Genomic DNA, 23649 nt, shown 5'->3' with positions numbered 1-23649 from the left:
ACTGCGCTTCGGGGAGCTACCCCGCGAGCGTCGCGGTGAGCGACGGCGCCCTTTCCGACAACGAGAGCTTCACCGTCAGCGTGACCGACGTGAATCGGACCCCCGTCTGGAGCGTACCCGGGGGCGGGTACGCGCTCGCGATGGATGAAGGGAGCGCGGCCGATCTCTTGGTCCACGCCTCCGATCCCGATCAGGAGTGCGGCCTGCCGGCGCCGACGCTGGCCTTTCTGGGTTCGGGCGCGCCCCTCTCGCTCACGGTGACCTTCACCGACCAGGGCAGCGGCACTGGGCTTCTCCACGTGGCCGCAAGCTATGACGCCGCGGGCAGACATACGCTTACTCTGGGGGCGCGCGACGCGCTCGACCCGGCTCGGTCGGTCGACGTTCCGGTTCAGGTCACGGTCGGCGCGGTGAATCGCGCCCCGGTCGCCTCGGCGGGCGGGCCGTACTCGGGCCTCGTGGGGATGTCGGTCGCGATGAGCGCTTCCGGTTCCTCCGACCCCGACGGCGACGCGCTTACCTTCGCGTGGACCTTCGGCGACGACTCCCAGGGAGTCGGAGCGGCCGTATCGCATGCCTACCCCGCGGTGGGGCACTATCGGGTAACGCTCGCGGCGAGCGACGGCGCTCTCGCCTCCACCGACACCACGGCCGCGGACGTGGCCACCTTGTATCAGGCGCGGGCGTTCACGGATCCGGGCCCGATCAAGCTCGCGACCGGCAAGCCGCGCGAGGCGGTTTATCTCGAGCCCGTGGCTGAATCCTTCGAAATCAGCTCGGTCGATCTTTCGACCCTGAAGCTCACGGCGCCGGAGGGCACGGGAACCGTCGCCTGTATCTATCCGATTCCGGAGAGGACGACGCTCGGCGGCGACCGCGACCGAAACAACGTGGAAGAAATCCACATGGAGTTCGCGAAGGAGGATCTCCGCGCGCTTTTCGCGCACGTCGACAAGCGAGGGCCGCTCAACCTGGTGCTGTCGGCCAACCTTCTCGGCGGGGGATCGGTGCAAGCGACCGTCGACGGGGATCTCTGGCCGGAGCAAAACGTGGTCCGGCGGGTTCGTCCTAATCCCATGAACCCCGAGGCGATCATCAGCGTGAGCACGGCGGAGCCTGGATATCTGAGGATCCGTATCTACGACTTCAACGGCCGCCTCGTGCGGACCGTGCTCGACGAGGGGAGTTACCCCGCGGGAGATCACGACGTCCGCTTCGACGGCCGCGCATCGGACGGGCATACGCTCTCGTCGGGGAAGTATTTCTATCGCGTCGAGACGCCGTCGACGCAGGGCTCGGGCTCACTCACCATACTCAAATAGCTCGGTCTGCTTCACGAGCGGCTGGGCCTTCGGGCTCAGCCGCTCCCTCCCGCCTCGATTCCAGCGCTCGCGCCGAGCAGCGCGCGAAGGAGACCGCGCCACTCCGGCGCCAAGAGCCACTTGAGGCCGATGTCGATCGCGAGAAATACCAGTGACGCAATGAGGAGCGGCTTCACCGCGGCACGAGGAGCGCCCCGGTCGAAGAGCCGTGGAAAGCCCCACGCCGCGGCGGCGGTCCCCGCGAAGACGAAGGAGATCACCCGGGCGATCGGCCAAGGCGGCCACGCGATGATCGCGGCCTGGATCTTCGCGATCTCGGGATCCGCGTGGGCGACCACCCACCCCACGTACCCGTTCATGTAGCCGAGCAGGAGCGATCCCAGGATCAGCGCACCACCCCGCCGGAAATCGCCGACAGCAGGAAAACCAGACCGTACTCGACGAGCACGCGCGGCAGAAAGCGCGAGATGTCCCCTTCGGAGCCCGCCCCTGTCGCGATCCATTGCAGCATTTCCTCCCGGTAGGCGCCCGCGCGCCAGATGCCGCGCGTCGCGGACTCGGGCGAATGCGCGGCCGCGGCGACCGTGGAAACCGTGAGCGCGGCGGCCCACGCGAGCGCGAGCGTTGCCGCGGCGCGGGGTCTCCCTCGGGCGACGGCCCGCGCGTAGACGAGAGCGAGCGGAGCGACCGGTAGGATCGCGAAGAGGAGCGGATTCTTGAGTGGGATCAGGAGCCAGGGGAGCAGCAGGGCCGGGATGACAGCGGCCGCCGAGGCGCGTATCATGACGCGGCGGAGTATAGGCCGATCGATCTCATCCCCGGAAGGAGAAGTGCATGCTCCCGGAGTTTCACAGCGCTGCCATGCTTGACTATTCCCGTTCCGACGTGGAGACGGGGATGCGCGAGGCGCTCGGGCAGGTCCGATCCAAGTTCGGGGCCACCTACCCGCTCGTGATCGGCGGAAAACGGATCACGACGAAAGAGACGTTCCAGAGCAAGAACCCCGCGAATCCGTCCGAATGCGTGGGCAATTTCTCGAAGGCGACGGTCGAGCACGTGAACGACGCGGTCCTAGCCGCGGAGAAGGCGTTCGAGTCGTGGCGCTGGATGCCCTCCGAGGAGCGCGCCAACGTGCTGCTGCGCGCGGCGGGACTGCTGCGCCGGCGCCGCCACGACATGAACGCCACGATGGTGCTCGAGGTGGGGAAGAATTGGACCGAGGCGGACGGCGACACCGCCGAGGCGATTGATTTTTGCGAGTTCTATGCGCGCGAGATGATGCGATGGGGCGGCCCGCAGCCGCTCACGCCGAACCCCGGCGAGAATAACGAGCTCGTCTACATCCCGCTCGGCGTCGGCGTCGTGATCCCACCCTGGAATTTTCCCTGCGCGATCGCGATGGGCATGACCGCCGCGACGATCGTCACGGGGAACACCGCCGTCTTGAAACCGAGCAGCGACTCACCGCTCGTCGCGTGGAAACTATTCGAGATTCTGGAGGAGGCGGGGGTCCCCGCCGGTGTTCTCAATTTTCTTCCCGGCCCGGGGGGAAGCATCGGGGATGCGCTCGTAGAGCATCCGCGCGTCCGATTCGTGGCGTTCACCGGCTCCAAGGAGGTCGGGGTCGGGATCACTGAGCGCGCGGCCAAAGTGCGGCAAGGGCAAATCTGGATCAAGCGCGCGATCCTCGAAATGGGGGGAAAGGATTTCACGATCCTGCACGAGGACTCGGACCTGGAAGCCGGCGTGAAGGGCGTCTATGCGGGGGCGTTCGGCTTTCAGGGCCAAAAGTGCTCGGCGTGCTCGCGCGCGATCGTTCACGAGCGGCTCTACGACGAATTCCTGGAGCGGCTCAAGGCTCAAGTGGCAACGATGACGGTCGGTCCCACCGAGAAACGGGAGAACTACCTCGGACCGGTGGTCAGCGCCTCGGCCGAAAAGAAGATCCTCGAGTACATGGAGCTGGGAAAAGGCGAGGGCCGCCTGATCACCGGCGGAGCGAAGCACTCCGGCCCGGGATATTTCCTCAAGCCCACGGTCTTCGCGGACGTGAAGCCCCAAGCCCGGATCGCCCAGGAGGAAATCTTCGGGCCGGTGCTCGCCGTGCTCAAAGCGCGCTCCTTCGAGGAGGAGGTCGAGATCGCGAACGGAACGATCTACGGGCTGACCGGCGCCTACTACGGACGCGACCGCGCCCTCCTTCTCGAGGCGAAGCGGCGGCTTCACGTCGGCAATCTCTATTTGAACCGGAAGTGCACCGGCGCCCTGGTCGGAATCCATCCCTTCGGCGGCTTCAACATGAGCGGCACCGACTCCAAGGCCGGGGGCCGGGATTACCTCGGACTCTTCCTCCAGGCAAAATCGATCGCGGAGCTCGTGGGCTAGAGGCGTCGCCTAGCGCTGGGTGCGTCCGGCCGCAGGCTCGCCGGTGCGCGCCGCAAGCGCGACTTGGATGGCACGCGCAAAGGAGGGGAGCGTGTCGTCCCGGGCGCCCATGACGACGACCCGGTCGCCCCGCCTCGTTCCGGCGACGATCTGGCGGGCCGCCTCGTCGCGTGTGGAGACCACCCTCGCGGAGATTCCAGCGTCCGCCAGGGGATCCGCGATGTGCTCGGAGCGAATCGTGCGATCCGCGGTGCCGCCGGCGTCGTAGATGGGCGCGAGGAGGAGACGGTCCTCGGGGCGCAGAGCCTCCCGGAATGTCTCGATCAGCTCGTCCCGGAAAAAGCGGGTGGGGCCGTACCCGTGGGGTTGATAGAAGATCCATAGCGCCCCCCGCGGCCGAAGCGCCTCGATCGCCATGCGGATCTTCACCGGGTTGTGCGCGAAGTCGTCGAAGACTTCGATTCCGTCCGCGGAGCCGATCCGCTCCAGTCTCCGCCGGACTCCGGCGAAGCTTTCGAGAGACCGCGCGGCACGCCCGACCGAGATCCCCGCCGCGTGGGCGGTCGCGATCGCGAGGGCCGCGTTCTGGACGGTGAGGATTCCTGGGAAAGGAACATTGATCTCCGTGCCGCCGATCTCGAACCACACGGCGCCCGGCTCGAGCCGCACGGAGCGCGCCACCAGATCCGCGTGGATCCAGACCGGATCCCCTTCGACCGCGACGGTGAGGAAGGGGAGGCGGTCTGGGCGTGGAACCGCGGCGAGCGCGGGATCGCCGACGTGGAGGACCGCCCGCTCGCGGGTCTGCTCCAGAAGGCGAGCGAAGAGCCCGGTCGTGACATCCATTTCCTTGTGGTCGCGCGTCAGATTGGTGAGGGTCGCGATCGCGGGGGAGAATTCGGCGACGCTGCCGTCGCTTTCGTCGGTTTCGACGACAAACCAATCGCTCCCGCCCACGCGAAGGCTTCCCGGTGGGAAGGCCCCGTCCAGGCTCGCGGCGGCCCCGCCGCCCAGAAACGAGGGATCAAAACCCGCGTCCACGAGGATGTGGGCGACCATCGCGGTCACGGTGGACTTGCCGCTCGTGCCCGCGATCGCGATCGCCCGGCGCTCCGCCGCCAGCTTTGCGAGAAACGACCCGCGCCTGATCCGCGTGATCCCGAGCGCTTGGGCGCGGGCAAAATCGGGATTGCTCTGCTCCACCGCACTGGAGTGGATGAGCGCGTCCAGGCCTGGCACCACGCCGGAGCCGTCCTGGGGCACGAGGGTGACGCCCGCCTCGGCAAGGGCGTCGAACACGGGGAGCGTGAGGCCGCGGTCGAAATTCCGGTCGGACCCGGTGACGCGGGCGCCGAGCAGCGCCGTGAGCTGGGCCATGGGGGCCATCCCGCTCCCGCCGACGCCGCTGAAGTGGTAGTTCCGCTCGGTAAACGGGTGGGGATCGTTCACGCTGGAAGTCTCGCTTCCGCGGGATCTCGGGTCAACATCAGCATCCGCATGGACTCTCCGTGTCCGGAACCCAATTGACGGGATCGGCCTCTGCCATTAGCTTTGTTGGCTCGGCGACAAAAGGATGGGGCTGTAGCTCAATTGGGAGAGCGCTTGACTGGCAGTCAAGAGGTAGCGGGTTCGATCCCCGCCAGCTCCACTTGCCTTCTACCGTAGGGAGAAGGCCGGCTGGAGGAGCCGCCCCTGCCACGCCTCCGCCGCCTTGAGCGCGAGGTCGGCCGTGACGAAACGGTATCCGTTCCCCTCGACAATCCCCTCGTAGTTCTCCCGTAACGACTCCCTCAGGTACTTCAAGCCCCACTCGAGGGCGAATGCCGGCCCGATCTGCCGGGGCGCCGGCGAGCGACCATCGAGAAGCGTGGTGATGCTGTCCGCGCGAACGAAGAGCTCCAGGATCCGGTCGCCGAAGGACGACTCGCCGAGGATCCCCATTTTCAGATCGCAGCGTGCGGTTTGGAGGTCGGCGCAGATGGAGTTGAATTCGCGCACCAGGCCCCTGAGCCCGGCACCGTCCTCGCCGCTCCCCAAGCCGGGGGTCGTTGCGGTAAGCAAAAGCGTCAGGGCGAACGCCGGAAGAACGGCGGTTCCTTTCCGCCCCTTCGCGGTGGAACTCGGATACTGCATGTCGCGTTTCTCCGATTCGGAACCGCCCCGAGCGGTTCCTGGTTAATGAATCGGACGAAACGGCGAGAAACTTCACCTTTCATTCAGTTCGCATCGCGCGGAATGCCGCCCAATTCATTGACGCGGCCACACCCCTCTGATAGGCTGGTCCCATGCCTGCTCAACACCGTAAGTTCCAGTCGATTAAAGGATTTCGGCCGCTCCTGGCCACGGTCGCAGCGATCCTCCTTCTCCTGCCGGGATCGGCGCGAAGCCAGGACGATCGCGCCGTTCCCCAGGCGAAGCCGCCCGCGCGGGTCCCCATCTACGACCCCGGCGCGCCCGTGCAGAAGAAGGTGCTGAAGAATGGGCTCACGATCCTCGTTCAGGAGGAACGGACGAGCGAGCGGGTGGCCGGGGCGGTCGCCCTCCGGATGGGCTCGATCTACGAAACCGATGAGGAGGCGGGCCGCTCCCAGGTGCTGATCAAGTCGATCGTGGCCGGTACGCAGAAGCACCCGCCGGCGGAGTTCGCCCTGAGGCTCCTCGCGGCCGACGCGAGCCTTGAATCCGGGGCGGGACCCGACCTGGGTCAGATCGCGATCACCACGAAACGCGAGCAGGTGGACGCGGCGATCGATCTCCTGGCCGAGTGCGTGCTGGAGCCTTCCTTCCCGGACACCGCGGTGGATGCTTCACGACAGCGAGCGCTGACGGTGGCGGCCGGGGAAGGGGAGAGCCCGATCAAGGCGGCCTACTCGATGTATCTCGGGGCCATGTACCGGGGCAGCCCTCTGGCGCGCCCGGTGGCGGGGACGGTCTCCGGAATCGCCGACTGCCGCCGAAGGGATGTCCTCGCCCAATATCAGCGGTACTTCGTCGGCGGGAACATGGCGGTTTGCTTCGTGGGGAACTTCGACGGCAAGAAGGTGATGGCGCGCCTCGAGAAAGCCTTCGCCGCGGTGCCGCGCGGGGCGGCGCTCCGGCCGGTCGCGGGGGATCCCATCCCTCTCGCCGCGGACACGAGCATGACCGCGGAGCGGGATATTCTCGCCTCATGCCTCACCTACGGCTACGCCGCCCCCGGCTACGGGGACCCCGACTATCCTGCGTTCAAGATCATCGAGTCCTATCTCGCTTCGGGGGATCGCTCTCCGATCGCGTTCTGGCTGCCGCAGAGGGGGCTCGCCGCCACGGTCGGTGTGATCTATGCGCCCTACCCGAGACGCTCCTCCATCGCCGTCTACCTCGGATCCGCGCCGAGCAAGCTCGGAGCGGCCCGTGACACGGTCGCGGCGGTCATGAGCCGCCTGAGAACTCAGCCGCTCGACGAAGGGGAATGGATCGCGCAGCTGAAACGGGTCCAGAACGGCACCTTCGCGAACCAAAACGACCCGCTCGTACGCGCGCGCTCGATGTCCCAGTTCGAGGTGGCGGGCGAGGGCTACGATTTTCCCCGCCGGTTCGAGGAGTCGCTGCTCAAGTTGAATCCCGAGAGCGTCCGGGCGGCCGCGGAGCGCTGGTTCGCTCACTCTTGCGAGGCGACCGTCACGCCCGTGAAGAGCGAGTCCAAGCTCTAACGAACCTCGCCGGCCGAGGCGGGCAGGGGAGGGAGGAGGGTCGGTGGGCGATGTAACGGGCATCCTCCTGATGATTCCGCCGCTTCTCTTCGCCCTCACCTTTCACGAATACAGCCACGCCTACGTTGCCACCCGTCTCGGCGACCCGACGGCGAGGTTGCTGGGGCGCCTGACGCTCAACCCGATCGCGCACCTGGACGTGACCGGGACAATCGTGTTCGTCCTGACGCAGAGGATCGGCTGGGCGAAGCCGGTCCCCGTCGACGAGCGCTACCTCGGGCACCCCCGCCGGGACATGATGTGGATCGCGCTCGCCGGGCCGATCTCGAACCTGATTCTGGCGTTCCTTTTCGGAACGATCGTCCGATTCGCCGCGCCGGTCCACATGGCCGGCACGATGGAGAGGCTCCTGCTCTACATGGCCGAAGGAAGCGTCGTCGTCAATCTCGGGCTCGCGGCGTTCAACCTGATCCCGATCTTCCCGCTGGACGGATCCCGGATTCTGACGGGGCTCTTGAGCCGCGAGTGGGCCGAGCGGTATCGCGAGTTCGACCGGGTGGGGCCGTTCGTGCTCCTGGGCATCGTCGTGCTCGGAATGACGACCGGGGTGAACCTCTTCAGCTACATCGTCACGCCGTTCGTCTACATTCTCGGAGGATTCTTCACAGGGGGAGTGCTCTGATCGAACCCAAGGCCGCCGGAAGCGGCAAGAAGCCGCGCATCCTGAGCGGGATGCGCCCCACGGGGAGGCTCCACCTGGGAAATTACCTGGGGGCGCTCCAGAACTGGGTGGAGCTGCAGGGCACCTGCGAGAACCTCCACATGGTGGCCGACTGGCACGCCCTGACGACCGACTACGAGCACGTCGAGGAGATCGGGCCGAACACGCTCGAGATGGTGACCGACTGGCTCGCGGCCGGAATCGATCCGGAGAAGAGCCCGGTTTTCATCCAATCGCACGTCAAGGAGCACGCGGAGCTACACCTGCTTTTCTCGATGCTGGTGACGACGAGCCGCCTCGAGAGGAATCCGACGGTGAAAGAGCAGGTTCGGGACCTCCACCTGGAAGAAACGGTGAGCTACGGCCACTTGGGATACCCGGTGCTTCAGGCGGCCGACATTCTGCTCTACAAAGCCAACCTCGTTCCGGTAGGAGAGGACCAGGTGCCCCACATCGAGATGACGCGCGAGATCGCGCGCAAATTCAACAGCCTCTACGGCGAGGTCTTCCCGATTCCGGCGCCGAAGCTGACCCAGTTCGCGCGCGTCCCCGGGCTCGACGGCCGGCGGATGAGCAAGTCGCTGGACAACGCGATCTATCTTTCGGATTCTCCGGAGACGATCGCGGCCAAGGTGAGGACCGCCTACACCGATCCGAAGAAGATCCGCGCGAACGATCCCGGCCATCCGGAAGGATGCGTCGTCTTCGCTTACCATCAGGCGTTCAACGCCGCGAACGCGCCCCAGATCGCAGCCGACTGCCGCGCGGGCCGGCTGGGGTGCGTCGCGAACAAGAAGGACCTGGCTGCGATCCTGGCCGAGCAGCTTCGTCCGTTCCGGGAGAGGCGCCGCGAGCTGGAAGCGCGCCCCGAACGGGTTCGGGAGGCGTTGAAAATGGGGGAGGAGCGCGCGAGGAAAATCGCGCAGGAGACCATGAGGGAGGTACGCGAGGCCATGAAGCTTCCATGACCGAATTCCGGAAAAACGACCCGGCCGCCGTTGCCGCGCGCGCCCCCGGGGCCACGGAGGAGGGCGTCGCGTCGCCCGCGAGCCTGATCCGGGTTCAGCTCCCCGCGTTCGAAGGTCCGCTCGATCTCCTGCTCCATTTGATCCAGCGCGAGGAGATCGAGATCTCCGACATTCCCATCGCCCGCATCACCCGGGAGTATCTGGAGACTCTGGAGCTCATGCGGGAGCTGGATCTCGAGGTCGCCGGGGAGTTCCTCGTCATGGCCGCGACGCTCATGCGCATCAAAGCGCGGATGCTCCTACCGCCGGCGATCGCGGACGAGGAAGAGGAGGATCCGCGCGAAGGTCTCATGCGGCAGCTCTTGGAATATCGGCGCTTCAAGGAAGCGGCGCGTGACCTGGAGCAGCTCGAGAGCGACCGGCGGCTGCTCTTCGATCGGGGCGCGCCGTCGCAGCTCGAGGATCCCCAGGACGGAGAGCTGCAGCCGGTGAGCCTCTACCGGCTCCTGGACGCTCTCAAGAACGTTCTCCACCGGCAGGCCCCCCCGATCATCCACACGATCACGGCGGAGCCGATCAGCCTGGAGGAGGCGATCGCGGTGATTCGCGATTCCCTGGGTCGGAGGAAGCGGGCGTTGTTTGAGGAAGTGCTCTCCCATTTTCTGACGCGCTTGGAGAAGATCACGGCCTTTTTGGGATTGCTCGAGCTCCTGAAACAGGAACGGATCACCGTGGCGCAGGAGCAGCTATTCGGACCGATCTGGATCGCGTGGCGGGAGGAGAAACCCCGTCGACGGATCGTTGTCGAGGAGGGATGACCGACATGCCGACCGCGAAACAAATCCTCGAGGCCGTGCTCTTCGCGAGCGACGTGCCCGTCGGGCTCCAGGTCTTGACCGAGGTGCTCGGGGACCGGAGCGTCCAGGAAGTCCGGGCGCTCCTCGCGGAAATGGCCGAGGCCTACGAACGCGGGGAACGCGGAATCATCCTCCATGAGATCGCGGGCGGGTTCCAGATTCTCTCGCGGAAGGAGTGCTCCCCCTGGGTCGAGCGGATGCTCCGCTCCAGGCGAAAGATCCGGTTGAGCAAGCCGGCTCTGGAGTCGCTCGCGATCGTCGCCTACCGCCAGCCGATCACCAAAGTGGAGATCGACTCGATACGCGGGGTGGATACCGCCGGGGTGCTTCACACGCTTCTCGAGCGGAATCTCGTCACGATCAAAGGCCGTTCGAAAGGGGTCGGACGGCCGCTGCTTTACACCACGACGCCGGAGTTTCTCTCCTACATGGGGATCAACGACCTCTCGGACCTTCCCGAGCTGAAGGAGGTCGCCCCGCTGCTCGAGGAGCGCGAACAGCAGCCCGAGCAGGGGGAGGCGGTTTCAGCCGGAGCGGCCACGACGGAGGAGCAGGCGACGAAATCCGAGGTCGAGGTGTGACGGCCGGGAACGGTGCGGCTTAATCAATTTCTCGCCCGCGCCGGGGCGGGGTCCCGGCGCGAGGCGGACCGCTGGATCCGGGAGGGACGCGTCCGCGTGAACGGCGCGCCGCCGTCCGGGATGGGCCCGAGCATCGATCCGGAGCGCGATCGCGTCACCCTCGACGGGAAGCTTCTTCGCTGGCACGACGACTTCCGCTATCTCGCCTATCACAAGCCGGCGGGCGTCCTGGTCAGCCGTCGGAGCCAAGGCGGCCGCCCCACCGTCTTCGAGCTCCTCGGCGGGGTCGCGCGCGGGCTCCACGCGGTGGGCCGGCTCGACCTCCATTCGGAGGGGCTCCTGCTTCTGACGAACGACGGCGTGCTTGCGGAGGCGCTCCTCCATCCCAGGACCGGGCTCACGCGAGTCTATCGAATTTGGGTCGTTCCGGTGCCCGGCGTGCCCACGATGCGCCGCCTTCGCGAGGGGGCGATCGTCGAAGGGGAGGAGGTGGTCCCGAGCCGTGTGCTGCTCGAGGGGGCCGAGCGCGGGCAGGGAAAGCTCCTGGTCGAAATCCTCGAAGGAAAGAAACGCGAGGTGAGGCTGCTCGCGCGCGCCGCCGGCCTCCACGTCCGCCGCCTCCTGCGCGTTCAGTTCGGGCCGATCCGGCTCGAGACCCTCCCTTCGGGCAGAACACGCCCGCTTACCAGGACGGAGATCCGCGCGCTCGAGCGCGCGGCCAGGACGGCGTCCCATGCCTGATCTCGGGGATCTGCGTTCGCGGATCGATCGCATCGATCGCGAGCTGATACGGCTCCTGGCCGAGCGGGCCGAAGTCGTGGCCGCGATCGGGGAACGAAAGCGCGTGGAGGGGGAATCCGCCCTTGACCCGGCGCGCGAGAGGGAGCTCTTTGAGCGGTTGGCGGGCGAGGAGCGCGGCCAATTTCCGCTGGCCGGGCTCCAGGCGATCTTTCGCGAGGTCGTGTCCGCGTCGCGCGCGATCCAGGGGGATTTTCGTATCGGCTACCTCGGTCAGCCGGGCGGCTTCGCGCACCAAGCGGCCACGCGCCGGTTCGGGAAGTCGTCCTCGTACGAGCCGCTCGCGGCGGCGCAGCAGCTCCTGGAACGGATCGAGTCGGAGCGTCTCGAGTACGGCGTTTTCGCCCTGGAGGGGGATCCGGAAGATCCCGCCTTCGACGCATTCGACCTCTTTCTCACGGCCGAAGCCCGGATCGTCGCGGAGTTCGTGGACCGGGCCGGTTACCAGGCGCTGGGCCACGCGGCGGCGCCCAAGCGCCTCTATGCGCATCCGGCCGCGTTATCCCTCTGTCAGCGCTGGCGCGCCTCGCTCCCTTCCGGGACCGAGATCGAGCCGGTCGCGGGAAGCGGCGAGGCGGGGAGACGCGCGGCCCTCGATCCGGAAGCGCTTTGCATCGCCCCGCCGATCGTCGCGGAGACCGTTCACCTGCCGGTTTTCGATGCCGCGGCCGAAGATGCCCCCCGCAGGCCCCGCCGATTTCTCGTGCTCGGTGCCGGGGAATCGAAGCCGAGCGGCAGGGACAAGACCGCGCTCCTTCTCTCCCTGGAGAACCGGCCCGGGCGCCTTCTCGAAGTGCTGCGTTGCCTCGCCTCGCACGACGTCAACGTCGGCTGGATCGAATCGCGGACCCATCGATGGCGGCCCGGGGAGCACCTGTTCCTCCTCGAGCTCTCGGGTCACCGGCTCGAGGAGCCGCTTCGCGCCGCGTTGGACGAGATTCGCCCGGCGACGCTTCTTCACCGCATCCTCGGGAGCTTCCCGGCGGCGGATCCAGTCCCCTAGTGATACACTGCCCCAGGCGATCCCCTGAAGCTCGAGAGGACACTGATGTCGATCCGCGCGATGGAACCGGTCCGGCCTGAAGTTCGCTCCCTTGAGCCCTACGTCCCCGGCAAGCCCGTCGAGGAGCTGGAGCGCGAGCTCCATATCTCCGGCGCCATCAAGCTCGCCTCAAACGAAAATCCGCTCGGCCCCTCGCCGCTCGCGATCGAAGCGATGGCCGAGGCGATCCGCGGCGTGAACCGCTACCCGGACGGCAGCTCCTATTACCTGCGAGAGGCGCTCTCCGAATTCTGGGGCATCCCCATCGAACAGATCGCGGTCGGATCGGGCTCGAACGATCTCATCGACGTCCTCTGCCGCATTCATCTCGGCCCGGGGGACGAGGCCGTGATGTCGGACCCCGCGTTCGTCATGTTCGCGATCGCCGTCCGCGTGGCCGGGGGAAAGCTCGTCCGCGTGCCGGGGCGCGAGCTCTTCCACGACCCGGACGCCATGCTCGCCGCGGTCAACGAGCGCACGAGGCTCGTCTATTTCTCCAACCCCGACAACCCGACGGGCACGATGGTTCCCCGGCGCGCCCTCGACCGCTATTTCGATCGAGTGCCGGATCACGTTCTCACGATTCTGGACGAAGCGTACTTCGAATACGTCACCGATCCCGAGTATCCGAACGGGCTGGATTACTTGCGGAAGGGGAAGCGGGTCGCGGTGCTCCGGACGTTTTCGAAGATCTATGCGCTCGCGGGACTTCGGGTCGGATACGGCTTTTTTTCTCCGGAGCTGACGTCGCTCGTCCACCGGGTGAGGCTTCCCTTCAACGCGACGAGCGTCGGCCAGGCCGCCGCGCGCGCCAGCTTGCGGGACAGGGCCCAGGTGGAGCGCAGCCGCGCGGTGAACGAGGCGGGGAAGAAGCTCCTCTTCTCGGAGCTTCCCGGGCTCGGCCTCACGCTCACGCCGACGTGGGCGAATTTCGTCCTCGCCCGCTTCCCCGGCTCCGCCGTCGAGGCCGCGCGCAAGCTCGAGCGCCTGGGGATCATCGTCCGCCCCGTGACTTCGTTCGGGCTCCCGCCCGAGTACGCGCGGATCAGCGCCGGGACCCGGGCCGAGCTGGAGAGGCTCCTCGACGGACTGCGCCGGATCCTGTGACGCCGCGGGTCATCGCGATTCACGGGCTTGGGCTGATCGGGGGATCGCTCGGCTTGGCGCTCCGCGCGGGGAACGATCCGCCGCGGGTGCTGGGCTACGACCCCGATCCCGAGACCGCGCGCCTGGCGCGCGAACGCGGGGCGGTGGACGCGCTCTTGCCCGATTCCGGAAGACCGGATCCCGATACAGAGATCGTGGTCACCGCCGTCCCGCCTCGGGTCGCGGTGGCGATCGTGCCGAGCCTGGCGGATGCGATGCCGCGCGACGCGGTCCTCACCGACCTCTCGAGCGTGATGCTTCCCGTGCTGACCGCGGTCTCGGCCAAGCCTGACCGAAGGCGGCGGTTCGTGGGCTCGCACCCTCTGCGGGGCTCGGAGCAGGGGGGGATCCGGGCGGCGCGCGCGGATCTTTACCGGGGAGCGCCGGTCCTCGTCGGGGCGCCGCTCGATCCGGGATCTCCGGCCGAAGGCGTGGGCGCGCTCTGGGCTTCGATCGGAGCGCGCCCGTCCGCGATGGCCCCGGCGATCCACGACGCGCTCGTCGCGCTCACGAGCCACCTCCCCCAAGTGGTCTCGACGGCGCTCGTGAGGACGCTCCGCCGGACGGGGAACCTGACCGGCATGCTCGCCCAGGGCGCGGGTCCGGGGCTCAAGGACATGTCCAGACTCGCCGGGTCTCCGGCCGATCTCTGGTTCGAGATCCTCACCTTGAACGCGGAGAAGCTCACGCCCGCCCTCGAGCTTCTCGAGCGGGAGATTCGTGGATTGCGGCACGCCATCGAGCGCAAGGACCCCGGGCTCCGGACGCTCCTCGAGGAGGCGCGCGAGTTTCGCAGGGAGATCGCTCCGTGACCCGGGCCCGCATCGTGCCGCGGGGCCCGCTCCGCGGCGAGACCCGGGTTCCCGGGGATAAATCAATCACGCAGCGGGGCATCCTCCTCGGAGCGCTGGCGCCCGGCGTGACGCGGATTCGCGGGGCGAACCCGGGGGCGGACGCCGCCGCCGCGCTCGGAATCGCGCGGCAGCTCGGCGCCCGCGTCACCGCCTCGGCCAAGGAGGGTGTCCTGATCCGCGGGGGAGAGCTCCGCGAGAGCGACCGGGTTCTCGACGCTCGAAACTCCGGGACGGCGCTGAGGCTTGCGACCGGAGTTCTCGCCGCCCAGCCCTTTCTCTCGATCCTGACCGGCGATTCCTCCCTGCGGAGACGCCCCGTCGCGCGGGTGATCGAGCCGCTGCGGGCCCTGGGCGCCGAGCTCACCGCGAGGCAAGGGGACCGATATCCGCCGGTCGTCGTGCGCGGCCGGATGCTTCAAGGCGCCGCCGTTCTGACCGCGGTCCCAAGCTCGCAGGTCAAGAGCGCCGTGCTCCTCGCCGGCGTGCAGGCGCACGGTGTGACCTCGGTGCGCGAATCGACTCCGACACGGGACCACACCGAGCGCATGCTGCCGCTCTTCGGCGCCCCCGTCGAGCGGGACGGGGGCGCCGCGCGCGTCCGTGGTCCTGCCTCGCTCCACGCGACCGAGATCGAGGTCCCCGGGGATTTCTCCGCGGCGGCGTTCCTTCTGGCCGCCGCGGCCATCGTGCGCGGATCGGACGTCACGATCCGGAGCGTCGGCGTCAATCCGACGCGGACCGCCTTCCTGGATCACCTCGCGCGGATCGGGGCGCGAGTGGAACGCGGAAACGAGCGTCTCGCCTCGGAGGAGCCGGTGGCCGACCTGCGCGTGCGCTCCGGCGCGCTCCGCGGGGTGCGTCTCGCTCCCGACGGCGCGCCGGGATTGATCGACGAGCTGCCCCTCGTGGCCATTCTCGCGGCCTTCGCGGAAGGAAAGACCGTCGTGCGGGGCGCGGAAGAGCTCCGGGTCAAGGAATCGGACCGGATCGGCGCGGTCGCCGCCGGCCTTCAAGCGATCGGGGTCGACGTGGATGTGCACCCGGATGGCTGGACGATCCATGGAAGGGGAGGGCGCTTCCGCGGCGGCACCGTCGATGCGGCCGGGGACCACCGCATCGCGATGGCATTTCTCGTCGCAGGGCTCGTGGCGCGGGAAGGAGTCACCCTGCTGGGCGCCGAGTCCTCGCGCGTCTCCGATCCGGGATTTCTGAGCCGGCTGCGGAGCCTCGTGCGTTGAAACCCTTCGTGCTGGCGATCGACGGACCCGCGGGGGCGGGGAAGAGCACGACCGCCCGCGGGGTCGCGAGGCATCTGGGCCTCGTGCACGTGGATTCCGGAGCAATGTATCGGAGCGTCGCGCTGCTCGCCCTCCGGCACGGGATCTCCCTCGAGGACGAGGCGGCGCTCGTCGAGATGGTCGGTCGGGCGCGGTTTCAGCCGAGCACCGACGGGATGCTCGTGGACGGCGTGTCGATCGAGGATACGATCCGGACCACGGAGGCCGGCGAAGCCGCGTCGCGGGTGGCGCTCCATCCCCGGCTTCGCCAAAAGCTGGTCTCGCTCCAGCGCTCGTTCCGGGCGGACCCCGGGCTCGTGATGGAAGGGCGGGACATCGGGACCGTGGTCTTCCCGGACGCGGATCTCAAGATCTTCATCTCGGCAAGCGCCGAAGCGCGGGCCGAGCGGCGCTTCCTCGAGCTTCGGGCGAAGGGGCAGAGCCCCGACCAGAACGCCATCGTCGAGGCGATCCGCGAGCGGGACCGGCGGGACACCGAGCGCGTGGCGAGCCCGCTCGTGCGGGCTCCCGACGCGATCCTCCTCGAGACCACCTGCATCGGCCCCGAGGAGCAGATCGCGCTGGCCAGCCGCTGGGCCGAGCTGGCGCGCGCGCGCCCGGAGCGGGCGAGCCTCGTCTATCGGTTCGGGGCTGGATTCGCGCAGGCCTTCGCGCGGGTCTTCCTCGACTTCCACGTGGAGGGGCTGGAGCGAATTCCACGTAAGGGCCCGCTGATCGTGGCGTGCAACCACATCTCCTTTTGGGACCCGCCCTTGGTCGGCTCCTCCATCCCAAGGCCGGTCCACTTCGTGGCGAAGGCGGAATTATTCCATAATCCTCTGTTCGGAGCCCTCCTCCGGTCGTATAATGCCATCCCAATTCAACGGGGGCCGCAGGCCCGCAGCGGGCTCCGCGGGGCAGAGGAGGTGCTCTCCGCGGGAGGCGCCGTCCTGATCTTTCCGGAAGGGACGCGGAACAAGAGCGGTACGCTGTTACCCCCCCGGGCCGGGGTGGGACGTCTCTCGGCGGTTACACGGTCCCCGGTTTTGCCCGCGTGCGTCACAGGCTCAAATCAAATCCGCCGCTCGATCAAGCGGCAGGTTCCGATCCGGATCACATTCGGCTCGCCCGTGATGCCCCCCCGTTCGGGTCATCCCGAGCGGGAGGAAGTGCGCGACTTCGCCCGGCACGTCATGGACATGATCGGGGCGCTGCGCGCGGACCAGGAGAAACGACATGGACGTGATCGTCGCGGATAACGCCGGTTTCTGCTTCGGGGTGAAACGTGCGATCAAGATGGCGAACGACACCATGGATGCGGCGGGATCCCGCGTCAAATCGCTCGGATCCCTGATCCACAATCCACAGGTCGTGAGCTCGTTTCGCAAGCGCGGGCTCGAGGTGGTGGGGGATCTCGAGAGCGTGGACCCCGAGGACACCGTCATCATCCGGTCCCACGGCGTGGGCCCGGAGCTGAAGCGGGACGCGGCGGAGCGGGGCCTCAAGGTTGTGGATACCACGTGTCCGTTCGTTACCAAGGCGCAGCAATATGCGGCCAAGCTCATCGCCGACGGCTACAAGGTCGTCATGATCGGGGACAAAAATCATCCGGAAGTGATCGGCGTCGTGGCGTATACGGAGAATCGGGCGATCGTGATCAACACCATCGCCGAGGCGGAGGCGCTCAAGTTCATCCCGAGAATGGGGGTGGTGTTCCAGACAACCCATTCGATCGGGCACGTCCAGGAAATCGTGGGCGCGCTTCTGAAGCGCGGCAAGGAAGTACGCGTGTTCAACACGCTTTGCGGGGCGACGACCTCGATGCAGAAGACTGCCATCGAGCTTTCGTCGGAAGTTGAAGCGATGGTGATCGTGGGCGGACGTCAGAGCGCGAACACGGCCCAGCTCGCGGAGGTCTGCCGCAAGGTGAATCCGCGGGTGCTCCAGATCGAGTCCGCGGACGAAATCCAGGAGGATTGGTTCCAGGGATTGTCCCGGGTCGGCGTCTCGGCGGGGGCATCGACGCCCGATGAGGTCATCGCCGACGTTGTGGACCGGATCACCCGCATCGAGCCGAGCCCCGCGGGGGCTTGAATCAGGCACCACCGGCCTTCACGGCCGAATTTCATAGAAGAGGCAAGGGGGAACACCAACGAATGGTTCGACGTCATGAAGAGGATGTGGACGTAAAGGACGAGTCGGCGGACGACGCCGAGGTCGAGACGAAGCCCCGTAAGCGCAAACCGCAGACGAGGCTCATCCACGACGAAGGCGGAGACGAGGGCGCGATCACCGCCGTCGGCACCCAGGAGCTCGATACCGACGAGGACTCCGCGAGCATGATGGGGCAATGGCTCCAGCTCTACGAGGACTCGCTCAAGGACCTGGAAGAAGGCGAAATCGTCCGCGGCCGCGTCCTCAAGATCGACGACAAGGAAGTCACGGTGGACGTCGGGTTCAAGTCCGAAGGCGTCATTCCTGTCGAAGAGTTTCCGGATCTCGAAGGAGTGAAGGTCGGGGACGAGATCGAGGTCTTCCTCGAGAAAACTGAGAATCAGGACGGCCTCGTGGTGCTCTCGAAGCAGCGGGCCGACTTCGTCAAGGTGTGGGACCGCGTGAAAACCGCCGCGGATCAAGGGCAGCTCGTGGAAGGCAAGCTGGTGCGGAAGATCAAGGGCGGCGTCGTGGTCGATCTCTACGGGGTCGAGGCGTTCCTTCCCGGGTCGCAGATCGCGCTCCGGCAGGTTCAGAACGTGGACTCCCTGATCGGTCAGGGAATGGAGTTCAAGATCATCAAGCTCAACAAGAGGCGCCGGAACATCGTCGTCTCCCGGCGCGCCGTCCTCGAGGAGCATCGAGCCAAGCAAAAGAGCGAAATCATCCAGGAGCTGGCGAAGGACCAGGTTCGTGAGGGTGTGGTGAAGAACATCACCGATTTCGGCGCCTTCGTGGACTTGGGAGGCATCGACGGCCTGCTGCACATCACCGACATGTCCTGGGGACGCGTGAGCCACCCGTCCGAGCTGGTCTCGATCGGCGAGAAGGTGAAGGTGAAGGTCCTCTCGTTCGATCCGGAGAAAGAACGGATCTCGCTCGGCATGAAACAGCTCACGCCCTACCCGTGGGAGGACGTCGAAAAGCGCTATCAGGTCGCCCAGAAGGTCAAGGGGAAGGTGGTCTCGATCACCGACTACGGCGCCTTCGTGGAGCTGGAGAAGGGAATCGAGGGGCTCGTCCATATCTCGGAGATGTCCTGGACACGCCACGTGCGACATCCTTCGAAGGTCGTCGCGATCGGCGATCAAATCGAGGCGGTCATTCTCAAGATCGACAAGGAGAACGAGAAGATCTCGCTCGGCCTGAAGCAGACCGAGCCGGATCCGTGGCTCACCCTCGACCAGCGGTTCCCGATCGGCACCAAGCTCGCCGGAAAGGTCCGGAACCTGACGAATTTCGGCGCCTTCGTCGAGATCGAGGAGGGGATCGACGGTCTCGTGCACATCAGCGACATGTCCTGGACCCGACGCGTCGTGCACCCCAGCGAAGTATTGAAGAAAGGGGACAAGGTCGACGTGGTGGTCCTCTCGATCGACAAGGATGCCCGGAGGATTTCCCTGGGCTTGAAGCAGGTGAGCGAAGATCCGTGGCCCACCCTCGCCGAAAAATACATCCCGGACCTGATCGTGAAGGGGAAGGTGGTCCGCCTCCTGGACCGCGGCGTGATCGTGGACTTGGAGGAAGGGCTCGAGGGCTTCATCCCGCTCTCCCAGCTGGGAGTGGAGGGGCTCAAGAAGCCGGCGGACAGCTTCACGATGGGGGATGACCTGAACCTCAAGGTCACGCGCGTGGACACGCAGGCGCATCGGATCATTCTCAGCGTGCGCGCGTGGCTGGCCGACCAACCTCAGCCGGTCCAGGCCGAGTTCCAGACCAAGTTCAAGCCGAGTCCGTCCGCGGAGTCCTCGACCGAGGAACCCGTCACGGTCGAGGCCGAGGAGACCGGGGACGCGGCAACCGATTTTTGACGTGATATGACCGACGTCGCGCTATCGCCCGAGGGGTCGTCGAAGACCCCTCGGGTCTCTTTTTGGACGCTGGGGTGCCGCCTGAATCAGTACGACACCGCGGCGCTCCGGGCGCGAATCTTGGATTCGGGGTTTGCCGAAGTCCCCGCCGGATCGGCGGACGCGGACGTCGTCTTCGTGAACACGTGCACGGTCACCGCGCGGGCCGATCAGGAGGCGCGCCAGCTCGTCCGGCGGCTTCACCGCACCCGGCCGAAGGCGAGGATCGTCGTGACCGGTTGCTACGCACAACGTGCTCCCGAGGAGCTGCGGGCGCTCCCGGGGGTGACCGCGGTCCTGGGCTCCGCCGAGCGGGATGACGCGGAGTCAGTCATGCGGGCGGCGGCGGGAGAAACGCCCTGGGTCCGCGTGGGCGCCGCACGCGCCATCCGCGACTTCAAGACCGCCGCGCCCTTGCTCGTCGGACGCTCGCGCGCTCTTCTCAAGATCCAGGACGGCTGCGACTCCTTCTGCACGTATTGCATCGTCCCCTATGTGCGCGGGCGAAGCCGCAGCCTGCCGCCGGGGGAGGTCCTAGAGCGCGCGCGCAGGCTTCTTGAGACTGGATTCAGCGAGATCGTGCTCACCGGCGCGGATCTGGGCGGCTACGGCCGCGACCTCGGCGGGACGGGCGCGCTCGCCGGGCTCGTCCAGGCGCTCCTCGGCTTGGGCGCACGCCATCGGGTCCGCCTCTCGTCGATAGAGCCCAACAAGGTGGATCCGGTCCTCGCCGGGCTCATCGGCAGCGAGCCACGGCTCTGCCGGCATCTTCACGTGCCGCTCCAGAGCGGCTCGAACCGAATCTTGCGCGCGATGAGGCGCGGCTACACCCGGGAGGAGTACGCGGCGCTCGTGTCGGGGGTCTCGGCACGCGGGCCCGTCGGAATCGGAGCCGACGTGATCGTGGGCTTTCCGGGCGAGGGCGAGGCCCAGTTTCAGGAGACCTACGATTTCCTCGAGGGATCGCCGATCACCTTCCTTCACGTGTTCCGCTATTCGCCGCGCCCGGGGACCGTGGCCGCGCGCCTGGGGGCCGGAGTGCCCGAGGCGGGGGCCCGGGAGCGCGCCGAGAGGCTCCGCGCCCTGGGGGAGGCCAAGTCGGATGCGTTTCGGCGCTCCCTCATCGACTCGACCGTTCCCGTCGTGATGGAATCGGGGCGCGGAACCCGCGGGCCGATCGCGATGAGCGACGTGTACGTTCCGGTCGAGCTCGATCGTGATCCCGACCGGCGGGATGGGATCCATCTCGCCCGCGTCGAGGGGGTGTCGGGCGGGCGCCTCGTGGGATCGATCGCAGCAACGGGTTGACCCTCCCGCCGGAGGCCGATATCCTCGCGCCGGAATCCGAAACCGCCCCATCCCGGGAGGGGACGCTCATGTGGATTCTCAAGAATCTCGCCTGGCTTCTAGTCATGATTGTCGTTGTGGGCTTTGCGGTTCTGAACGTGAACGGGCGCGTCACGGAAATCAGGCTCCCCGGCGCGACCTACGTAGACCTCCCTCTCACCGTGATCCTCTTCGCCGCCTTCGCCCTGGGGATGTTTCTCGCGTTCATCCTGACGTCGATTCACTACCTGAAGGGCCGGGCGGCGATGGGCCGCCTCGCGCGAGAAAACCAGAGCCTGAAGGAAGAGCTTCGTTCCCTGCGCAACCTTCCTCTGGAGGACCTGAGGATCGACGAGAAGCAAGGCGGCGAGGACTGATGCCGGCCCTCTACGCCTTCGTCTTGGGGGGCGGGGTGTTGGCGCTGGTGGGCTGGGCCGCGTGGACCCTTTCCGGAGGGTTCACCGTGGACCGCGCGGGGCCGGACACGCCGTACCGGCACGCGATGGACGCCCTCCTCCGCGGGGACCGCGACGAGGCGCTCCTCGCCTTTACCGAGACGGTTCGAATCGACACCGACAACGCGGACGCCTACATCCACCTGGGGAACTTGCTCCGGGAGCGGGGCGAGGCGGGCCGCGCCTTCCACATCCACCGTGAGCTGACGGTGCGGCCTGGGCAGACTTTGGCCCAGCAGCGGGCGGCGCGTGAGGGGCTCGTGTTGGATCTCATCGCGCTCCGCCGACCGGAGGAGGCGGTGGAGGAGGCGGAGACGCTCCTCGAGCTTGACCCAAAGGACGGACGCGCGCTCAGGATCCTGCTTCGCGCCCACGAGGCGGCCCGGGACTGGGAGGGCGCCTTCGAGGTGCGCTCGGAGCTTGCCCGGGCGAACGGCGAACGCGCCAACGAGGCGCTCGCCAGCTACCGCTCCGCCATCGGGGAGAGCTATTTGCGCGCCGGAAAGATCCGGGAGGCGGAGAAGCATCTCCGGGGCGCGCTCCGCCTCGAGCGAAACCATCCCGCCGCCCTGCTCCGGCTCGGCGATATCTACTACGATCGCGCCCGCCCGGAGCGCGCGGTCGTCCTCTGGAAAGGACTTGCCCGGACGCACCCGGAACGAGCCAACCTCGTGCTCGAGCGCCTGGAGACCGCGTATTTCGAGCGCGGACGATTCAGCGAAATGGCGCAGACCTACGAAGAGATGCTCGCGCGCAATCCTCGGGATGCGAGGATCATGGTCGCGCTCGCTCGGATGCACATCAAGAAGGGCGATCTCCTCGAGGCGAGCCGCGCTCTCGGCGAGGCGCTCGAGATCGAGCCCGAGTCTCTGTCGGCGAGGTTGCTTCTCGTCGACGTGCACCGCCGGCGAGGCGACCTGAGCCACGCCCTCGACGAAGTGGAAGCGCTCTTGAAGCGGTTTCAAAGCACCGAACGCTTTTCGTGCCCTGCCTGCGGCACCGCCTCCGATGAGTACTGGACCCGGTGCCCCGCGTGCTCCGCGTGGTCGACCGTCGCATGAAACACGGGCCGAGGACCTTCCTGCCCTTCGCCGTAGCGGGGATATGCCTCGTGGCGATGACGGCGTCGCTCCTCGCCGAGCGTCCCCCCGCCGGGGAGCGCTTCAAGAGACCCGCGCCTGTCCGCGGCGGGTCGCGCGCCCTCGCGGAAGAGCGGCGGGTCACGGACGCCCAACGCGCGGTGGACCGCGGCCGGGTCGAGGAGGCCCGCGCGCTCCTCAAAGGGGTGGATCCCGCCCTGCTTCCCCGCGCCCTGGGCGAGGCCGCGGCCTTTCTTTCCGCCTCGATCGCGGAGGACGCCGGCACGGTGGATCGCCTGCTCGATGAATATCTCAACAACTATCCGCGCGGACCCCACAGGCGCGCGGCGGCCTTGGCCCTCGCCAAGAGCCAGTATGCGCAAGGGGACTACCGGGAGGCGGAAAACCTCCTCAGTATTTTCTCCCCGGGGGTCGAGCGCGATCCTCTCGGACGGGACGGTCTCATTTGGCGCGGGCTCTCCCAGCTCGGCCGCGGGGACGCGGCGGGAGCTCTGCAGCACTTCAAATCGGCCAAACAGGATCTGGACGGAAGCAGCGAGGAGGAACCCTACTACTTCGCCGTGGCCGAAGCCGCGCTCCGCGCGAGCAGGCCGCGGGAGGCCGTGGAGGCGCTCAAGGTGATCCTCGCGCGGTATCCGCGCGGAGATTATGCGCCCCAAGCGCTCTACGCGATGGGGATCTCGCTCGAAACCATGGGGCGGGGCGCCGACGCGGCCGCCGTGTTCCGCCAGGTCGCGCAGCGATTCCCCGACTCCTACGAGGCAACCCGGGCGCGCGACCGCGGGATTCGCTCGGCCGGGCCGCCGATGCTCGGGCTGCCGATCGGGGGCGGATATGCGATCCAGGTCGGCGCCTTCGCGCGGCGCGAGCTGGCCGAGGCTCTCGGGAAGGACCTGAGACTCGCCGGCGTCGGCGACGTCGCCGTGCTGGAAGGGCGCGAAGCGACTCCCATCTACCGCGTCCGCGCGGGGGCGTACGCGACGCGCGACGAAGCGCGGGCGCTCGGGGAGAGGCTCCGCCGCGAGCGCGGCTTCTCCTACACCATCGTGCCGCGCTGACGA

Annotated in this window: 22 protein-coding genes, 1 tRNA gene and 1 pseudogene; 20 read left to right on the top strand and 4 right to left on the bottom strand. The window is 67.5% G+C overall.

Annotated features, from left to right (window positions below):
- Nucleotides 1–35: 35 nt before the first annotated feature.
- Entirely contained in the window at nucleotides 36–1322 is a 1287-nt protein-coding gene (locus E6K76_05945; protein ID TMQ59128.1) for a PKD domain-containing protein, read from the top strand.
- Nucleotides 1323–1357: 35 nt separating this feature from the next.
- Here E6K76_05945 and E6K76_05940 read toward each other — a convergent pair whose 3' ends face one another.
- Together E6K76_05940 and E6K76_05935 are read right to left on the bottom strand one after the other, a co-directional pair.
- Complete coding sequence (locus E6K76_05940; GenBank protein TMQ59127.1) at nucleotides 1358–1681, bottom strand: hypothetical protein; 324 nt, start codon at nucleotides 1679–1681, stop codon at nucleotides 1358–1360.
- Nucleotides 1682–1707: 26 nt separating this feature from the next.
- Nucleotides 1708–2106, bottom strand: coding sequence for a hypothetical protein (locus tag E6K76_05935; GenBank protein TMQ59126.1), 399 nt, complete (start codon nucleotides 2104–2106; stop codon nucleotides 1708–1710).
- Between the two features lie 50 nt (nucleotides 2107–2156).
- Between E6K76_05935 and pruA the strand changes: the two genes are divergently transcribed.
- Nucleotides 2157–3707 carry an L-glutamate gamma-semialdehyde dehydrogenase gene (gene pruA / locus E6K76_05930; protein ID TMQ59125.1) on the top strand — a complete coding sequence of 517 codons (1551 nt, stop codon included), beginning with the start codon at nucleotides 2157–2159 and terminating at the stop codon, nucleotides 3705–3707.
- A 9-nt stretch (nucleotides 3708–3716) separates the two neighbouring features.
- Here the strand turns inward: pruA and E6K76_05925 are convergent, their stop codons facing one another.
- Nucleotides 3717–5156 (bottom strand): UDP-N-acetylmuramate--alanine ligase, encoded by a 1440-nt coding sequence (locus E6K76_05925; GenBank protein ID TMQ59124.1) that lies wholly within the window; start codon nucleotides 5154–5156, stop codon nucleotides 3717–3719.
- A gap of 126 nt (nucleotides 5157–5282) precedes the next feature.
- Here E6K76_05925 and E6K76_05920 point away from each other — a divergent pair.
- Nucleotides 5283–5355, top strand: a tRNA-Ala gene (locus tag E6K76_05920).
- Between the two features lie 8 nt (nucleotides 5356–5363).
- Here E6K76_05920 and E6K76_05915 read toward each other — a convergent pair.
- Nucleotides 5364–5840, bottom strand: coding sequence for a hypothetical protein (locus E6K76_05915; GenBank protein TMQ59123.1), 477 nt, complete (start codon nucleotides 5838–5840; stop codon nucleotides 5364–5366).
- A gap of 152 nt (nucleotides 5841–5992) precedes the next feature.
- Between E6K76_05915 and E6K76_05910 the strand changes: the two genes are divergently transcribed.
- From E6K76_05910 to E6K76_05830, 17 genes and pseudogenes are all read left to right on the top strand, one after another.
- On the top strand, nucleotides 5993–7399 hold the full coding sequence (locus tag E6K76_05910) for an insulinase family protein (protein ID TMQ59122.1): 1407 nt from the start codon (nucleotides 5993–5995) through the stop codon (nucleotides 7397–7399).
- A gap of 70 nt (nucleotides 7400–7469) precedes the next feature.
- Nucleotides 7470–7997: pseudogene (locus E6K76_05905) on the top strand (site-2 protease family protein).
- A 134-nt stretch (nucleotides 7998–8131) separates the two neighbouring features.
- Nucleotides 8132–9088, top strand: coding sequence for a tryptophan--tRNA ligase (gene trpS / locus E6K76_05900; GenBank protein TMQ59121.1), 957 nt, complete (start codon nucleotides 8132–8134; stop codon nucleotides 9086–9088).
- The gene (locus tag E6K76_05895; protein ID TMQ59120.1) at nucleotides 9085–9906 is read left to right on the top strand and encodes a segregation/condensation protein A; all 822 of its coding nucleotides are present in this window, start codon (nucleotides 9085–9087) and stop codon (nucleotides 9904–9906) included. Before trpS ends, E6K76_05895 begins: the two co-directional genes overlap by 4 nt.
- Nucleotides 9903–10526 carry an SMC-Scp complex subunit ScpB gene (gene scpB, locus E6K76_05890; protein ID TMQ59119.1) on the top strand — a complete coding sequence of 208 codons (624 nt, stop codon included), beginning with the start codon at nucleotides 9903–9905 and terminating at the stop codon, nucleotides 10524–10526. Before E6K76_05895 ends, scpB begins: the two co-directional genes overlap by 4 nt.
- 12 nt (nucleotides 10527–10538) lie before the next feature.
- Nucleotides 10539–11267: an rRNA pseudouridine synthase gene (locus E6K76_05885; protein ID TMQ59118.1), complete on the top strand. Its 729-nt coding sequence runs from the start codon at nucleotides 10539–10541 to the stop codon at nucleotides 11265–11267.
- Nucleotides 11260–12327 carry a hypothetical protein gene (locus E6K76_05880; protein ID TMQ59117.1) on the top strand — a complete coding sequence of 356 codons (1068 nt, stop codon included), beginning with the start codon at nucleotides 11260–11262 and terminating at the stop codon, nucleotides 12325–12327. The genes E6K76_05885 and E6K76_05880 overlap by 8 nt, the downstream gene beginning before the upstream one ends.
- 45 nt (nucleotides 12328–12372) lie before the next feature.
- On the top strand, nucleotides 12373–13473 hold the full coding sequence (locus E6K76_05875) for a histidinol-phosphate transaminase (protein TMQ59116.1): 1101 nt from the start codon (nucleotides 12373–12375) through the stop codon (nucleotides 13471–13473).
- On the top strand, nucleotides 13470–14324 hold the full coding sequence (locus E6K76_05870; GenBank protein ID TMQ59115.1) for a prephenate dehydrogenase/arogenate dehydrogenase family protein: 855 nt from the start codon (nucleotides 13470–13472) through the stop codon (nucleotides 14322–14324). Before E6K76_05875 ends, E6K76_05870 begins: the two co-directional genes overlap by 4 nt.
- Nucleotides 14325–14335: 11 nt before the next feature.
- Complete coding sequence (gene aroA, locus E6K76_05865; protein ID TMQ59134.1) at nucleotides 14336–15604, top strand: 3-phosphoshikimate 1-carboxyvinyltransferase; 1269 nt, start codon at nucleotides 14336–14338, stop codon at nucleotides 15602–15604.
- Nucleotides 15601–16902 carry a (d)CMP kinase gene (locus tag E6K76_05860; GenBank protein ID TMQ59114.1) on the top strand — a complete coding sequence of 434 codons (1302 nt, stop codon included), beginning with the start codon at nucleotides 15601–15603 and terminating at the stop codon, nucleotides 16900–16902. Before aroA ends, E6K76_05860 begins: the two co-directional genes overlap by 4 nt.
- Nucleotides 16880–17737 carry a 4-hydroxy-3-methylbut-2-enyl diphosphate reductase gene (gene ispH / locus E6K76_05855; protein ID TMQ59113.1) on the top strand — a complete coding sequence of 286 codons (858 nt, stop codon included), beginning with the start codon at nucleotides 16880–16882 and terminating at the stop codon, nucleotides 17735–17737. Before E6K76_05860 ends, ispH begins: the two co-directional genes overlap by 23 nt.
- A 62-nt stretch (nucleotides 17738–17799) precedes the next feature.
- Nucleotides 17800–19668 carry a 30S ribosomal protein S1 gene (locus E6K76_05850; GenBank protein ID TMQ59112.1) on the top strand — a complete coding sequence of 623 codons (1869 nt, stop codon included), beginning with the start codon at nucleotides 17800–17802 and terminating at the stop codon, nucleotides 19666–19668.
- Nucleotides 19669–19674: 6 nt separating this feature from the next.
- Complete coding sequence (mtaB, locus tag E6K76_05845; protein ID TMQ59111.1) at nucleotides 19675–21015, top strand: tRNA (N(6)-L-threonylcarbamoyladenosine(37)-C(2))-methylthiotransferase MtaB; 1341 nt, start codon at nucleotides 19675–19677, stop codon at nucleotides 21013–21015.
- A 68-nt stretch (nucleotides 21016–21083) separates the two neighbouring features.
- Complete coding sequence (locus tag E6K76_05840; GenBank protein TMQ59110.1) at nucleotides 21084–21410, top strand: LapA family protein; 327 nt, start codon at nucleotides 21084–21086, stop codon at nucleotides 21408–21410.
- Nucleotides 21410–22549 (top strand): tetratricopeptide repeat protein, encoded by a 1140-nt coding sequence (locus E6K76_05835; protein ID TMQ59109.1) that lies wholly within the window; start codon nucleotides 21410–21412, stop codon nucleotides 22547–22549. Before E6K76_05840 ends, E6K76_05835 begins: the two co-directional genes overlap by 1 nt.
- Before the next feature lie 179 nt (nucleotides 22550–22728).
- A complete protein-coding gene (locus E6K76_05830; protein ID TMQ59108.1) occupies nucleotides 22729–23646 on the top strand; it encodes a tetratricopeptide repeat protein in 918 nt (305 codons plus the stop codon).
- Nucleotides 23647–23649 lie beyond the last annotated feature (3 nt).

The organism is Candidatus Eisenbacteria bacterium, from assembly GCA_005893275.1.
Lineage (GTDB): Bacteria > Eisenbacteria > RBG-16-71-46 > SZUA-252 > SZUA-252 > WS-7.
The sequence above is the reverse complement of the archived record's forward strand: the minus strand, read 5'-3'. Positions and strand labels throughout refer to the sequence as shown.

Bases quoted from the DNA above. Each gene is read 5' to 3' on its own strand.
- E6K76_05940 (TMQ59127.1), bottom strand. From the start codon at position 1,681: ATGAACGGGTACGTGGGGTGGGTGGTCGCCCACGCGGATCCCGAGATC.
- E6K76_05935 (TMQ59126.1), bottom strand. From the start codon at position 2,106: ATGATACGCGCCTCGGCGGCCGCTGTCATCCCGGCCCTGCTGCTCCCC.
- pruA (TMQ59125.1), top strand. From the start codon at position 2,157: ATGCTCCCGGAGTTTCACAGCGCTGCCATGCTTGACTATTCCCGTTCC.
- E6K76_05915 (TMQ59123.1), bottom strand. From the start codon at position 5,840: ATGCAGTATCCGAGTTCCACCGCGAAGGGGCGGAAAGGAACCGCCGTT.
- E6K76_05910 (TMQ59122.1), top strand. From the start codon at position 5,993: ATGCCTGCTCAACACCGTAAGTTCCAGTCGATTAAAGGATTTCGGCCG.
- trpS (TMQ59121.1), top strand. From the start codon at position 8,132: ATGCGCCCCACGGGGAGGCTCCACCTGGGAAATTACCTGGGGGCGCTC.
- E6K76_05895 (TMQ59120.1), top strand. From the start codon at position 9,085: ATGACCGAATTCCGGAAAAACGACCCGGCCGCCGTTGCCGCGCGCGCC.
- scpB (TMQ59119.1), top strand. From the start codon at position 9,903: ATGACCGACATGCCGACCGCGAAACAAATCCTCGAGGCCGTGCTCTTC.
- E6K76_05880 (TMQ59117.1), top strand. From the start codon at position 11,260: ATGCCTGATCTCGGGGATCTGCGTTCGCGGATCGATCGCATCGATCGC.
- E6K76_05875 (TMQ59116.1), top strand. From the start codon at position 12,373: ATGTCGATCCGCGCGATGGAACCGGTCCGGCCTGAAGTTCGCTCCCTT.
- ispH (TMQ59113.1), top strand. From the start codon at position 16,880: ATGGACGTGATCGTCGCGGATAACGCCGGTTTCTGCTTCGGGGTGAAA.
- E6K76_05850 (TMQ59112.1), top strand. From the start codon at position 17,800: ATGGTTCGACGTCATGAAGAGGATGTGGACGTAAAGGACGAGTCGGCG.
- mtaB (TMQ59111.1), top strand. From the start codon at position 19,675: ATGACCGACGTCGCGCTATCGCCCGAGGGGTCGTCGAAGACCCCTCGG.
- E6K76_05840 (TMQ59110.1), top strand. From the start codon at position 21,084: ATGTGGATTCTCAAGAATCTCGCCTGGCTTCTAGTCATGATTGTCGTT.
- E6K76_05835 (TMQ59109.1), top strand. From the start codon at position 21,410: ATGCCGGCCCTCTACGCCTTCGTCTTGGGGGGCGGGGTGTTGGCGCTG.